At 71.1% G+C, this 13,470-nt stretch carries 15 protein-coding genes; 9 read left to right on the top strand and 6 right to left on the bottom strand.

Going from position 1 to position 13,470, the window contains the following annotated elements; translation table 11 throughout:
* Positions 1–58: 58 nt before the first annotated feature.
* A complete protein-coding gene (locus AB0D18_RS08790) occupies positions 59–823 on the bottom strand; it encodes a class I SAM-dependent methyltransferase (RefSeq protein ID WP_362414412.1) in 765 nt (254 codons plus the stop codon).
* Positions 824–952: 129 nt separating this feature from the next.
* Between AB0D18_RS08790 and AB0D18_RS08795 the strand changes: the two genes are divergently transcribed.
* Positions 953–1,783, top strand: coding sequence for an aldo/keto reductase (locus AB0D18_RS08795; RefSeq protein ID WP_362414414.1), 831 nt, complete (start codon positions 953–955; stop codon positions 1,781–1,783).
* A gap of 58 nt (positions 1,784–1,841) precedes the next feature.
* Here AB0D18_RS08795 and AB0D18_RS08800 read toward each other — a convergent pair whose 3' ends face one another.
* Entirely contained in the window at positions 1,842–3,365 is a 1,524-nt protein-coding gene (locus AB0D18_RS08800) for a carboxylesterase family protein (RefSeq protein ID WP_362414415.1), read from the bottom strand.
* A gap of 200 nt (positions 3,366–3,565) precedes the next feature.
* Between AB0D18_RS08800 and AB0D18_RS08805 the strand changes: the two genes are divergently transcribed.
* The 4 genes from AB0D18_RS08805 (at position 3,566) to AB0D18_RS08820 (ending at position 6,414) form a co-directional block, all read left to right on the top strand.
* Positions 3,566–3,883, top strand: coding sequence for a helix-turn-helix domain-containing protein (locus AB0D18_RS08805; protein ID WP_362414416.1), 318 nt, complete (start codon positions 3,566–3,568; stop codon positions 3,881–3,883).
* Positions 3,880–4,341 carry an RICIN domain-containing protein gene (locus tag AB0D18_RS08810; RefSeq protein ID WP_362414418.1) on the top strand — a complete coding sequence of 154 codons (462 nt, stop codon included), beginning with the start codon at positions 3,880–3,882 and terminating at the stop codon, positions 4,339–4,341. The genes AB0D18_RS08805 and AB0D18_RS08810 overlap by 4 nt, the downstream gene beginning before the upstream one ends.
* 119 nt (positions 4,342–4,460) lie before the next feature.
* Positions 4,461–5,369, top strand: a complete 909-nt coding sequence (locus AB0D18_RS08815; protein ID WP_362414420.1) for a serine protease — start codon at positions 4,461–4,463, stop codon at positions 5,367–5,369.
* Between the two features lie 169 nt (positions 5,370–5,538).
* Positions 5,539–6,414 (top strand): serine protease, encoded by an 876-nt coding sequence (locus AB0D18_RS08820; RefSeq protein WP_362414422.1) that lies wholly within the window; start codon positions 5,539–5,541, stop codon positions 6,412–6,414.
* A gap of 22 nt (positions 6,415–6,436) precedes the next feature.
* Here the strand turns inward: AB0D18_RS08820 and AB0D18_RS08825 are convergent, their stop codons facing one another.
* Positions 6,437–7,375, bottom strand: coding sequence for an AraC family transcriptional regulator (locus AB0D18_RS08825; RefSeq protein WP_362414424.1), 939 nt, complete (start codon positions 7,373–7,375; stop codon positions 6,437–6,439).
* 100 nt (positions 7,376–7,475) lie between these two features.
* Between AB0D18_RS08825 and AB0D18_RS08830 the strand changes: the two genes are divergently transcribed.
* Entirely contained in the window at positions 7,476–8,303 is an 828-nt protein-coding gene (locus AB0D18_RS08830; RefSeq protein ID WP_362414426.1) for an NmrA family transcriptional regulator, read from the top strand.
* A 455-nt stretch (positions 8,304–8,758) separates the two neighbouring features.
* Here the strand turns inward: AB0D18_RS08830 and AB0D18_RS08835 are convergent, their stop codons facing one another.
* Positions 8,759–9,517: a methyltransferase domain-containing protein gene (locus AB0D18_RS08835; protein WP_362414723.1), complete on the bottom strand. Its 759-nt coding sequence runs from the start codon at positions 9,515–9,517 to the stop codon at positions 8,759–8,761.
* A gap of 96 nt (positions 9,518–9,613) precedes the next feature.
* Here AB0D18_RS08835 and AB0D18_RS08840 point away from each other — a divergent pair, with 96 nt between their 5' ends.
* A complete protein-coding gene (locus tag AB0D18_RS08840) occupies positions 9,614–10,612 on the top strand; it encodes a LysR family transcriptional regulator (protein ID WP_362414428.1) in 999 nt (332 codons plus the stop codon).
* A 44-nt stretch (positions 10,613–10,656) separates the two neighbouring features.
* On the opposite strand, the gene AB0D18_RS08845 is transcribed toward AB0D18_RS08840, so the two are convergent.
* Positions 10,657–10,962 (bottom strand): 4a-hydroxytetrahydrobiopterin dehydratase, encoded by a 306-nt coding sequence (locus AB0D18_RS08845; RefSeq protein WP_362414430.1) that lies wholly within the window; start codon positions 10,960–10,962, stop codon positions 10,657–10,659.
* 78 nt (positions 10,963–11,040) lie between these two features.
* Positions 11,041–11,655 carry a GNAT family N-acetyltransferase gene (locus AB0D18_RS08850; protein ID WP_362414432.1) on the bottom strand — a complete coding sequence of 205 codons (615 nt, stop codon included), beginning with the start codon at positions 11,653–11,655 and terminating at the stop codon, positions 11,041–11,043.
* 51 nt (positions 11,656–11,706) lie between these two features.
* Here AB0D18_RS08850 and AB0D18_RS08855 point away from each other — a divergent pair, with 51 nt between their 5' ends.
* Complete coding sequence (locus tag AB0D18_RS08855; protein ID WP_362414434.1) at positions 11,707–12,516, top strand: helix-turn-helix transcriptional regulator; 810 nt, start codon at positions 11,707–11,709, stop codon at positions 12,514–12,516.
* A 265-nt stretch (positions 12,517–12,781) separates the two neighbouring features.
* Entirely contained in the window at positions 12,782–13,450 is a 669-nt protein-coding gene (locus AB0D18_RS08860) for a hypothetical protein (RefSeq protein WP_362414435.1), read from the top strand.
* The last annotated feature ends 20 nt before the right edge of the window (positions 13,451–13,470 follow it).

A 13,470-nucleotide genomic window follows, 5' to 3' on the forward strand; every position in this document is an offset into this window, starting at 1 on the left:
GCGGGGTAAGGAGCGGTAAGGAGCGGCATCCTGGACACCGCTCCTTACCCCGCACCCCTCAAAGAGGCTTGCGCGCCTCGATGAGGAAGCGTGCCGTGTGCGCCACGAACGAGCCGTCCCGCCGGATCTGCTCGTCCATCTCGCGCAGCCGGTCCCGGTACTTGTCGACCGTGAAGCCGGGCACCATCCAGATCACCTTCCGCAGGAAGTAGACAACCGCCCCGATGTCGAAGAATTCGGTCCGCAGCGACTCCGCCCGCAGGTCGACGACGTCCAGACCGGCCGCCTCGGCCTCCTCTCGCGCCGTCTCCGGGCGGCGCCCCAGCCGTGCTTCGGGCTGCGGGCCGAGGAAGTACTCGACGACCTCGAAGACGCTGGCCGGGCCCACGTGCTGGGAGAAGTACGTGCCGCCCGGCGCGAGCACGCGCGCGATCTCCGCCCACCACGCCTTCACCGGATGCCGGCTGGTGGCCAGGTCGAAGGCGCCGTCGGCGAACGGCAGGGGCGGCTCGTCCGCGTCGGCGACGACGACGGCGCCCAGGGGGTGCAGCAGCCGTGTCGCCTTGGCGACGTTCGGCGGCCAGGATTCGGTGGCGACCATCACGGGGGGCAACTTCGGTGCGCCCGCGAGCACTTCGCCGCCACCGGTTTGGACGTCGAGCGCGGCGGACGCGGTGGCGAGCCGCTCGCTCATCAGCCGCTGGTACTTCCAGGAGGGCCGCTGCTCAGTGGCCCGGCCGTCCAGCCAGGAGAAGTCCCAGCCGTCGACGGACACCGAATCGGCCTCGTCGATGAGCTCGTCAAAGGTGCGGTCGGCAGTCATATGCGGATGATCTACGTAAATCTTGTGAAAAGCTACTTGGAGACAGGAAATCGCCGTATCCGGGAATGCGCGTCCGGCGATGATCGTTAAGCACAGAGAAACCCCCGACGACCTAAGGACCGTTTCCTCGTGAGCAAGGCCCCCTCCCTGACCCTCAACAACGGCGTCGAAATGCCGCAGCTCGGATTCGGCGTCTGGCAGGTGCCGGACGACGAGGCCACGGCAGCGGTGAGCACGGCTCTGGAAGTCGGCTACCGGAGCATCGACACCGCTGCGGTCTACCGCAACGAGGAGGGCACGGGCCGCGCGCTCGCCTCCTCCGGAATCGCCCGTGACGAACTGTTCGTCACCACCAAGCTGTGGAACGACAAGCAGGGGTACGACTCCACCCTGCGTGCCTTCGACGAGTCGCTCGGCAAGCTGGGCCTGGACTACGTCGACCTGTACCTGATCCACTGGCCGGTGGCCGGCCAGGGCACCTTCGTGGACTCGTTCAAGGCCTTCGAGAAGATCCTCGGCGACGGCCGCGCCAAGGCGATCGGCGTCTCCAACTTCCTTCCGGAGCACCTGAAGACGCTGCTCTCCGAGACCTCGGTCGTCCCGGCGGTCAACCAGATCGAGCTGCACCCGCAGCTCCAGCAGGGCGAGCTGCGCGCGTTCCACGCGGAGCACTCCATCGCGACCGAAGCCTGGTCGCCGCTCGGCCAGGGCAAGGGCCTGCTGGAGGTCCCGACGGTCGTGGCCGTCGCCCGCAAGCACGGCAGGACCCCGGCCCAGGCAGTGCTGCGCTGGCACCTCCAGCTGGGCAATGTGGTGATCCCCAAGTCCGTGACGCCTTCGCGGATCGCGGAGAACTTCGACGTCTTCGACTTCGAGCTGGACGCCGACGACATGGCGGCGTTCGCCGCGCTGGACGAGGGCAGGCGCCTGGGCCTCGACCCGGCGGTCTTCGGCGCGTAATGCTCCGCTGCCGCAGGTGAGCGGGCCGCCGTCCAGTGCGGGGCGGCGGCCCGCTCACTCATTTCTCCGGGAGGTCGAACGGCTCGATGTCCGCGCCGGCCCAGATCCTCCGCGAGGCCTCCTCCGGGTACGGCACCGCCGCCGCGCTCCCCTTCCCGTCGAACACCCGCGCCCTGCGGCCTTCCGCGTCGTACGGCGCCCAGCCCGGGTCCGCGTCCTTCACGAAGGCCACCCACGCGTCCCGGATCTCCGCCGAGAGCGCCCGCGCCTCGTCCCCGGGATTCTCCCCCAGGACCATCCGGCCGCTCGGGCTGTCGAACGTACCGAAGAGCAGCGGCACGTCCAGGCTGTGGCAGGCGCCGAGTGCGCCACCCATCCCCGGGGCGGGCCACGTCAGTTCGAAGAGGTACGTGGTCCCGCCCGCAGCCGCGTTCGCCTCGGCGAGCCGGGCCGTGGGCATCCGGAAGAGGACGTCCGACTGGACGGTCTCGAAGAGTTCGCCGGGAGTGGCGCCGGGGAAGGCGGCCCGGTAGGCCGCCGGGCCGTCGAAGTCCTCGCCCCCCTTGGCCGTCGGGGCGAAGCGCCGCAGGGCAATGTCCGCCGCCGCTTCGGAGAACTCGGGCGACCCCATCATCGCCAGGAACAACCGGAACTCGTCCTGGGTGTGCCCGGTCAGCAGCTCGACCCCGTTCGCCCGCCCGTCGCGCAACGCCTGCCAAGGGGTTTCCGGAACCAATTCCCCGTCCAGCACGGGCGAGAAGGGCGCGGCCAGGTGGCCCGCCCTCCCCCACCGGTCGCCGTGCGCGGGCATCTCCCGCAGGAAGCCGCCGATCTCCTCGGCCAGCCGCTCCGGCGCGACCGCCCCGAGCCCGGCCACCGTCGGGGCCACCCCGAGCCGGTCGGTCAGGGCTGCGGTGAAGTCGGAGGCGAACTCCGGTGTGCAGTACATACCGGGGACCGACTGGGCGACGGCCCGCCGGAAGAGTCCGGCCGCACGCTCCACGGTGAGCAGCGTGGCGATGGAACCCGCACCGGCGGACTCGCCGCAGACGGTGACGCGCGCCGGATCACCGCCGAAGGAACCGATGTTGTCCCGCACCCACTCCAGGGCGGTCAGCTGGTCGAGCAGCCCCCGGTTGTCGGGCGCACCCTCGATACGGGCCCAACCCTCAGCACCCACCCGGTAGTTGAAGGTCACAAGGACCACGCCCTGTCGGGCGAGCTGCGCACCGTCGTACATCGGGTCACTCGACGCCCCGGAGATGTACGCCCCGCCCTGGAACCACACCAGAACAGGAAGCGCCTCGCCCTCCGAACGGTGCTGCGGGGACCACACGTTGAGGGTGAGCCAGTCGTCCCCGGTCGCCGCCGAGGGCACCAGAGCCGGCCCCGACTGGGGCGGCGGCGGGCCGAACGCGTCGGCGTCCCGTACCCCGTCCCACGCATCCGGCACAACGGGCGCCGCGAAGCGGAGTTCACCAACGGGCGGCTGGGCGAAGGGAATTCCCCGGAAGACCGCGAGCTCCTGCTCGACCCGGCCCCGCACAACTCCGTAAGCGGTACCTACCTCTACAGACGTCATGAATCCATCCTGCCACCCGGTTCGAACCTCAGAGCGACCGGCCCGCGCCGCCGTCGATGCGGGTGGACTCGCCGTTGATGCACGCGGCGCCGCGTGGCCCGCCTCCGTCGGCGTCGAAAGTACGGCTGTACGCGATTTACCGTACGATCGAACCGTCGAGGCGGCATATCACCGTACGAAGGTCGTCGTACACTCGCGGCATGGCCATGCACCACCCCGACCGTGATCAGCTCCTCTTGGAGGACGTCCTCGCCGCGCTCGGCAACCCCGTGCGGCTCGGCATCGTGCGCGAGCTCGCCGCGTCCGAGGGCGAGCGCACCTGCGGCAGCCTGTCGCTGGAGGTGACCAAGGCGACCGCCACCCACCACTGGCGGGTACTGCGCGAGTCCGGGGTGACCCGGGAGCACAAGGTCGGCCGCTACAAGGCGATCGAGTTGCGGCGCACGGATCTCGACACACGCTTCCCCGGGCTGCTGGACGCGGTCCTCAATACCCCCTCCGTGGAGGACCGTTCATGACGCACGCCGCCCCCTCGGGCACGTATCTGCTGCGCAACGTCGGCAGCGGGCTGCTTCTCGAAGTGCGCGACGGCGCGAAGGGCAGTGGCGCCCCCGTCCAGCAGGGCAAGGACAGCGGGGCCGCCGCCCAGCACTGGGTGCTGACCCCGGTGCACGAGGGCAGCGGGCTGCACCACGTCGTCAGCGCCGCCAGCGGCAAGCGCCTGGACGTCGCGGGCGCCAAGGTCGAGAACGGCGTGCGCATCCAGCAGTGGACGGCCAACAACTTCGGCGCCCAGGAGTGGATCGTCGAGCGGCACCCGGACGCGCCGGGCCGGGTGAGCCTGGTGAGCTACATCAGCGGACTGCTGCTGGAGGTCGCGGACCGCAGTACGGCCGACGGTGCGCGGGTGCAGCAGTGGGAGGACACCGACTCTCCCTTCCAGTGGTGGCAGTTGGAGCCGGTTTCGGCCAACTGACCGCCCAGGAACGCCACTTGACAGTCACATGATCTCCCCGACTCACCCCAAACCCTTGCCCGCCGCACCTCCCCCTCCAAGAATGCCCCTGACATTCGTCACTGGAGGGGGACCCCCGCATGCGAAAGCCATACCTCGGTGCACTGCTCGCGCTGACGCTCCTCGGCGCCGGCGCGGCACCCGCGATCGCGGCCACGAGCCAGGACACCGCGGCCACCACCGCGAAGTCCGCGCAGTCCACACCGAGCACCGCGGCAGCCGCTCACCGGTCGAAGCCCAAGCCGGTCGACTTCGCCGGGACGGTCGCACTCGACAACTGTTCGGGCTTCGTGGTGCGCATGCCGCAGTCGCGGCCGAACGACCCGGCGCTGCTCCTGTCCAACGGTCACTGCATCACCGAGCAGGACATGCCGGGCCCCGGTGAGGTCGTCGTCGACCTGCCGTCGAAGCGGACCTTCGGCCTGCTGAACGCGAAGGCGGAGCAGGTCGCCGCACTGACCGCGAGCAAGCTGGCGTACGCGACGATGACCGACACGGACATCTCCCTGTACCAGCTGACCAGCACGTACGCGCAGATCAAGAAGCAGTACGGGATCAAGGCCCTGGAGCTGAACACCGAGCACCCGAGGCAGGGCCGGGCCATCACGGTCGTCTCCGGGTACTGGAAGAAGACGTACGGCTGCAAGGTCGACGGCTTCGCGTACCGGCTGAAGGAGGCCGACTGGACCTGGAAGGACTCCCTTCGGTACACCGCCGACTGCCAGACCATCGGCGGCACCTCCGGCTCGCCGGTGATCGACAACCGCACCGGCAAGGTTCTCGCGATCAACAACACCGGCAACAACGACGGTGAGCGCTGCACCCTCGACAACCCCTGCGAAGTGGACAGGCACGGCAAGGTGACGGTGCGTCACTACATCAACTACGCCCAGCAGACGTACGGCATCGCGCGCTGCATCTCCTGGAACAGCAGGGTGGACCTGGACCGCCGGGGCTGCCGCCTTCCGCGGCCCGCCGGCAAGTCCTAGTCACCGGGGGCGCATTGCGGCCTGGGGCGATTATGTGTCCCCCTGTGCTGCAATGCGCACAGCAGCCTCACAGGCGCCCTCTTGTCCGGTGGGACGAATCCCCGAACAATGCCCATGACAAACCGGGGCCTCCCAGCCCCGGTCACATAAGGCACTGAGGGGACCCCACATGAAGAAGCCTCTCGTCGGCGCTTTCCTCGCCACCCTGCTCATCGGGGCAGGCGCGTCACCCGCGTTCGCGGCCACCGGCCAGGACGCGGCGCCGACCAGTACAACATCGGCCTCCAAGGCCTCAACGAGCCTCAAGGTCAAGGCGGTTGACTTCGCCGGAACGGTCGCACTCAGCAACTGTTCCGGTTCGGTCGTGCGCACAGCCGCCTCACAGCCGAACGACCCGGCCCTGGTGATGTCCAACGGGCACTGCCTGGAGACCGGCTTCCCCGCCCCCGGACAGGTCGTCGTGAACCGGGCGTCGTCCCGCACCTTCTCGCTGCTCAACGGCGCGGCCCAGAAGGTCGCCACGCTGCGGGCCAGCAAGATCGCGTACGGCACGATGACCGACACGGACGTCTCGCTGTACCAACTCACCAGCACCTACGGCCAGATAGAGAGCCAGTACGGCATCAAGGCACTGGAGCTGGACGCCACACGCCCCGCACAGGGCAAGGCGATCAAGGTGGTCTCCGGCTACTGGAAGAAGACGTACAGCTGCAACGTCGACGGGTTCGCGTACCGTCTCAAGGAGGGTTCCTGGACCTGGAAGGACTCTGTGCGCTACACCTCCGCCTGCCAGACCATCGGCGGCACCTCCGGCTCCCCCGTGCTCGACACCAGCTCGGGCAAGGTCGTCGCGGTGAACAACACCGGCAACGAAGACGGCCAGAGCTGCACCGACAACAACCCCTGCGAGGTTGACGAGGCCGGCAAGGTGACGGTGCGCCAGGGCATCAACTACGGCCAGCAGACGTACAACATGGTCCCGTGCATCGTGGCGGGCAGCAAGATCGACCTGACTCGTCCCGGCTGCGGGCTCCCCAAGCCGTAACGCTGTCGGCGCACGACCGGCGTCAGCCCGCAGCCGCCCTGCGGTGCTCCTGCGGGCTGACGCCGCGCACCCGTTTGAAAGCGGCGCTCAGCGCGAACGAACCGCTGTAGCCCACCTTCCGGGCGACCGACTCCACTGTCGCGTCCGTCGCCCGCAGCAGATCGGCGGCCAGCGTCAGCCGCCACCCGGTGAGGTACGCCATCGGCGGCTCGCCCACCAGCTCGGTGAACCGGCGGGCGAGCCCGGCCCGCGACACCCCGGCCTCGGTGGCGAGCGAGGCCACCGTCCAGGGACGGGCGGGCTCGTTCTGCATCAGCCGCAGCGCCCGGCCGACCACCGGATCACCCATCGCCCGGTACCAGGCGGGCGCCTCTGCGTCCGGCCGGGAGAACCAGGCCCGCAGCGAGGCGATCAGCAGCAGATCGAGCAGCCGGTCGAGGTAGACGCTCTGCCCGGGGTCGTCCCGGCTGATCTCGTCCTCCAGAACGGGCAGCAGCGGGCAGTTCCAGACCTCGCTCGGGAGGTACGACAGCGCAGGCAGCGCGTCGAGGAGCCGCCGGCCGACCTCCCCGTCCAGCTGGTAGGTGCCGATGAGCATCACCGATTCGCCGTCCGCCCGGTCGCCCCAGGTCCGCACGCCCAGCTGCATCGACTCGGCGAGCGGGACCCCGTGCTCGGAACTGCACACTCCGCCGGGCCCGATCCTCGCCCGTACCGCACTGACCGGGGTGTCGGCGCAGGTGTACGGGTCGGGGCCGCGCGCGATGGCGATGTCGCCCGGACGCAGCAGTACGGGGTCGCCCGAGTCCGGCATGACCCATGCGGTCGAGCGGGTCATGCACATGAGGGTGAGCAGGGCCTCGTCCTCGATGCGTATCGACCAGGGCGGGTCCATCACGGCCCGCAGCAGGAAGGCCCCGCGGGCACGCGGCCCGTCGAGGAGACCGGCGAGTGCGTCCATGTCCGTAACTCTAGCCGGGGAAAGGGAAGTTGGACGCATACGTATGGAAGTGAGCCTGTGCAGCATGGCCCGTCCAGCCCTCCGGGACGAACCTTGAGTCATGACAACGAACGAGAACGTGAACACGGTGTTGGTGACGGCGGCCTCGGGCAAGACCGGTCGCCGGGTGGCGGAACGGCTGGCGGCGCGCGGCATCGGCGTGCGGGCCGGATCACGCAAGGGTCAGGTGCGGTTCGACTGGGAGGACGAGAGGAGTTGGGGGCCCGCGCTGGCAGGTGTGGAAGCGGCGTACGTCGCGTACTACCCGGACCTGGCGGCGCCGGGCGCGGTGGACGCGATGGGCGCGTTCGGCCGGGCGGCGAAGGAACAGGGGGTACGGCGCCTGGTCCTGCTGTCGGGACGCGGCGAACCGGATGCGGCCGTGGCGGAGGAAGCGCTGCGAGGGGCGTGGGGCGAGGGTGAACTCACCGTCGTACGGGCCGCGTTCTTCGCCCAGAACTTCAGCGAGGGCGCGATGGCCGAGGGCGTGGCGGCCGGCGAGATCGCCTTCCCCGGCGGGGAGACCGCGGAGCCGTGGGTGGACGCGGACGACCTGGCGGACGTGATCGTGGCAGCCCTGACGGAGAGCGGTCACGCGGGCCGGGTCTACGAGGTGACCGGCCCCCGCCTGCTCACCTTCGCGGAGGTGGCGGCCGAGATCGGCCGCGCGGCGGGGCGGGAGGTGCGGTACGTGCCGGTGTCGGTGGCGGAGTACGCCGCGGCGCTCCAGCAGTACGGCCTGCCGGCACCGGAGGCAAAATGGCTGGCGGGACTGTTCGGCACACTGCTGGACGGCCACAACGCGTCGACGACGGACACGGTGCGCAGGGTGCTGGGGCGGGAGGCCCGGGACTTCCGGGGGTTCGCGGAGGGGGCCTGGGGGCACTGAGGGGGTCTGGGCGGGGGCGGGGGCACTGCACGACGGGGCACTGACAGGGGGGCCTGGTGCGGGCGGGGGCGCCGCACGACGGAGCCCTCACGGGGCTCTGGTACGGGCAGGGGGCGCCGCACGACAGAGCACTGACAGGGCCTTGGCGCGGGCGGGGGCGCCGCACGACAGAGCACTGACGGGGCCCTGGTGCGGGCGGGGACCGCCGTACGACGGGGCACCGACGGGGCTTGGTACGGGCCGGGGGGCTCCGCACGACGGGGCACTGATAGGGCTTGGTACGGACGGGGACCGCCGTACGACGGGGCACCGACGGGGCTTGGTACGGGCGGGGACCGACGCACGACAGAGCACCGACAGGGCCTTGGTGCAGGCGGGGACCGCCGCACGACAGAGCACCGACAGGGCCTTGGTGCGGGCGGGGGCGCTGCGCGAGGTCGCGCTCCCCGCGCGGGTCAGGGGGCAGGGACTGTCTTGCGGAAGCCCTTGACCCGGTACTCCGGGTCCTGCCGCCTCCGCTCCGCCTCCGGCAACGCCCGCAGTTCCTCCGCCACCCTCTCCCCCACGTCCCATCCCGCACGGAACCACGACGCGAACTTCCCCCCGAGCAGTACCTCCGCCGCTCGCCGCGGGGTCCGGCCCTGCCCGTGCCCGGTGAAGCGTGCTTCCCCGGACAGTTCCAGTCCGCACTCCCCTGCATACGCCGCGATACGGTCCGACCGGTCGGAGGCCGCCGAGTCGTCGCGCCACGGAGCGAGCACCGCGTCGATGTCGCTGCCCACGTCGTGCGCCGCGTCCTTGTCCACCGTCGTGACGAACACCCCGCCGGGGCGCAGCAGCCGCGCCGCCTCCGCGACGGTGCGGCGCGCGGTCGCCTCGTCCACCAGGTGCAGCAGCCACACCGCGCTCACCGCGTCGAACGCCCCGTCCACGAACGGAAGTCGGCCCGCGTCGGCGAGAACGACGGAGTCCGGGCCGAGCCGGCCGGCGGCCTTGCACAGCATTCCGTGCGCCGCGTCCGCACCCCGCACCCGGAGCCCCGGGCGGGCGGTGACCAGGCGGGCCGTGACGATGCCGGTGCCGCAGCCGATGTCCAGCAGGGTGCGGGTCCCGGCGGGCAGCAGGCCGAGCACGGCCTCGGCGGCGGCCTCCGCGCGGGGCTCGCCGCCCCTCGTCCTGTCGTAGACCGCGGCCTCGGCGTCATAATCGAGCAACATGCAGCCGACTCTACGTCCCACGATCGGCAGCCCGTACGACACAACTTTCGCATGCGTATTGCCGGGGGTATCCGCGCCCCATAACTTGCCGGTATGGAGCTGGAGTTGCGCCACCTGCGGACCGTACGAGCCATTGCCGATGCCGGGAGTCTCACCAAGGCCGCAGCCGCGCTCGGGCTTGCGCAGCCCGCGCTCAGCACTCAGCTGCGGCGGATCGAACGGGCCCTGGGCGGGCCGCTGTTCGACCGCGATCACACGGGGTCCAGGCCGACCCCGCTCGGGGAACTGGTCCTGAACCGGGCCCGGATACTGCTTCCGGCGGTCCAGGAGCTCCAGGAGGACGCGGTCCGCTTCGCCAATTCCTGGGCGAATCTGGACCGCTTCCGGCTCGGCGCGACACACGGCCCGCTGCTCGGCGGCCTGGTGGACCAGCTGGCCACGGCACGGCCCTCCGTACCGGTCACGACGTACACGACCTGGTCGGTCGGCGAGATCAGCACCATGCTGGTCGAGGGACGCCTCGACTTCGCCCTGATCGGCACCTGCGGCGAGAGCCGACCTCCTGCGACGGACCGGCTGAGCTGGGAAGTAGTGGGCGTCGACCCGGTGTTCGTGATGCTTCCCGAGAGCCATCCGCTGGCCGGGGAGCGGGAGTTGGAGCTGTCACGACTGTCCGCGGAGTGCTGGACCGACGTGCCGGGCGAGGGCTGCTTCGCGGACTGTTTCACCGCGGCGTGCGCGCGGGCCGGGTTCGCTCCGATGCAGGTGTACGAGACGGACACCGCGTCGTGCGTGCATCTGGTGCAGGTGGGCCGGGCGGTGGGCCTGTGCCGGGCCACGTTCCCGCCCGCTGGCGGGATAGTGACCAGGCCGCTGGCCGGGGCGCCGCTGGCCTGGCGGCATTTACTGGGCTGGCACCCGGGCGCCCCCGCGGCCGACGCGGCGCCGGCGGTCTCCGGGTACACGGGCACCGCCTACGCGGAGGCGGTCGCCCGCAGCGCGAGCTACACGCGGTGGCTGGCGGACGGCCCCCGCCCCGGCTTCGGCGCGCGGGGCGGGGGCGAGAGCGGGAGCGGGAGCGGGTTGGTGTGACCCTTTTCCGTATCGCAGGCGCTCTGCCCCGTACGCCAGAAGGGTCAGCTCGCGCCGTGGCCCGGTGCGATGTCCTCGACCCGGCGGGCCAGCTCGAAGTCCAGGTCGGTGACCGCGCCGCCCGCGCTGTGTGTGTTCACGGACAGCGCGACGGTGTGATAGCTGAGCACGAGGTCCGCGTGGTGGTCCAACTCGTCCTGGATTCCCGCCACATGGACGACCATCGCGGCCGCCGCGAAGTGCGTTCCGAGCCGGTAGGTGCGGGCGATCCGGTCCTCCTCCAGCGACCAGCCGGGTAGTTCGCGCAGTCGGTCCTCGATCTCCTTCTGCGACAACGGCTCACTGGCCATGGTTGAGCTCCCTTCGGTGCCGGTCCGGCTCACCACCTGTGACAGATCAAGCCTGCCACCTTCTGCCCGAAGTCGCCCCTACTCCGCCGGCCAGGGGTCACCCTGCACCCGTGCGTGCAGATGCTCGTCGTGCCAGCCGTCGTCGTGCAGCAGGGCGCTGCGCATGGTCCCTTCGTACGTGAATCCGGCCTTCTCGGCAACGCGGCAGGACGCCCGGTTGGCCGTGGAGTGGGTCAGCTGCACCCGGTGCAGGCCCAGGTCGTCGATGGCCCAGCGGGTCAGCCGTATCGCCGCCTCGACGGCCACGCCCTTGCCCCGTCCGGCGGGCAGCAGCCAGTAGAGGATCTCGCCGTGGCCCTGTGCCAGCACGATGTCCGCCACCCCTGCCGCTCCGACCACCTCCCCTCCCCCGGGCTCCGCGATTCCCCCGGGCTCCGCGATCGCGAAGATCGCCGACCGCTCGCTCCGCCACCGGCCCGCCCACCGTTCGATCCGACGCTCTGCCTCTTCAACGGTCACCAGCCCCGGACGGTTCCAGTGCTGGATGTCCAGATCCTGACTCGCCTCGACGAATTTCGGGGCGTCCGCCGGCCGCCACGGCCGCAGTTCCAGCCCGCGCGGGAGGGACAGCACCGGCCGCTCCATGTCCCGCATCCGTCCGGCGGGCACCACATCTGCTACTTCGTAGGTCATCGGCACATCCTGCCAAGGGCTCCGGATCCGCGCTCCGGTTACCTTCGTCGTATGACAACCCTCTCCACCCACCAGGGAGTTGGCGCGATGCTGCGCCACTGGCGCGAGAACCGGCGGCTGAGTCAGCTGGAGCTCGCACTGCGCGCCGACTCGTCCGCCCGGCACATCAGCTTCATCGAGACGGGCCGCTCCCGCCCCAGCCCCGACATGGTGCTGAAGCTCGCCGAGCACCTGCACGTCCCGGTGCGGGAGCGCAACGACCTGCTGCTGGCGGCCGGTTACGCCCCGCAGTACGCCGAGACCCCGCTCGACGACCCCTCGATGGGGGCGCTGCGGGCCGGCATCGACCAGCTGCTCCAGGGGTACGAGCCCTACCCGGCGATGGTCGTCGACGGCACGTACACCGTTGTGGCCGCCAACAGCGGCATCGGGATGTTCCTCGACGGCGTCGCCGAGCACCTCCTCACCGCACCGCTGAACGCGATGCGCCTGACCCTGCACCCCGAGGGCCTCGCCCCGCGCATCCACAACCTCCCCGAGTGGCGCGGGCACCTGCTGCACCAGATGGAACGCCAGATAGCCCTGGCCAGGTCGGCGCCGCTGCGCGCGCTGTACGACGAGGTGGCGGCGTACCCGCTGCCGCCCGCGCGCGAGGGCACGGCCCGGCCCGTGGACCCGCCGTACGCCCACTTCGCGCTGCCCCTGCAGATCGAGCACAGCGGGCAGGTGCTGTCCTTCGTGTCGTCGATCTCCACGTTCAACACCCCGATGGACGTGACGGTGGCCGAGCTGGCCATCGAGACGCTCCTCCCCGCGGACCGGGCCACGGTCGACTTCCTGCGCGCGACGGCGGCCGGCTGACCCCCGGCGCCTCTCCGGCCGGGCGTCTCTCCGGCCGGGCACCTCTCCGGCCGGGCATCTCTCCGGCCGGGCATCTCTCCGGCCGGGCCCCTCTATGAGGCGACGCAGGCCGGTGGCGGGTACGGGCGGGTGAATCCACGGCGGGTCGGCGGCCCGTTGGACGGGGTCGGGGCAGTGGGCGGTGCTCGGATGGGCCCCGATCTTTGGCCCGGCCATCCCACGGCCTTCCCCAGGGCCTGTCCACAGCCTTCCCGGAGGGAACCCCATGCCCGCCTGCACGACCCGTACCGCCACCGTCGCCACCGCCGCCGCCCTCGTCTCCGTACCTCTGCTGCTCCTCGGCGCGGGTGCGTCCGAGGGCGCGGACGACAAGAATCCGCCGGCCATGTCGATCGCTCTCACCGACGGCGTCGACACCGTCCGTTCGGGCGCCAGGCTGGCGTACACCGTGACCGTGCAGAACCAGGGGCCCACGCCCCTCGCCGGCCTGCGCATCGAACAGGCGCTGCCCTTGGGCTCGTCCGCCGCCACGGCCGGCCAGCGGGCGAAGGTAGCGGGCGGCAAGGCGGTGTGGACCACCGACGTACGGAGCCACGGCAAGACGGTGCTGACGTCGTCGGCGACGCTCGGATCCGCGCGGGCGGAGGCGGGGGCGGGGGCGCTCCGGGCGGCGAGCACGGTGTGCGCGTACCTTCCCAAGTCGGAGGTTGCCGTGGTGTGTTCCAGCGACATGAACATGCTGCCCACGGGCTCGCAGGCGGAGGGCGCGGCGGGCCCTGGGCCGACGGCCGTGAAGCTGGCGGACGGCGCCGAGGACTCCACCCTGCTGGGGATGGACCCGGCCGTGGCGATCGGCGCGGCGGTGGGCGCGACACTACTCGTGGGCGGTGGCGTGCTGGTACTCCGCCGCCGCTGGAGGGTCAGCGGATTCTGAGCGGGCCGCCCCCCTGAATT

It is taken from the genome of Streptomyces sp. NPDC048442, from assembly GCF_040651475.1.
In the GTDB taxonomy this organism is placed as follows: domain Bacteria; phylum Actinomycetota; class Actinomycetes; order Streptomycetales; family Streptomycetaceae; genus Streptomyces.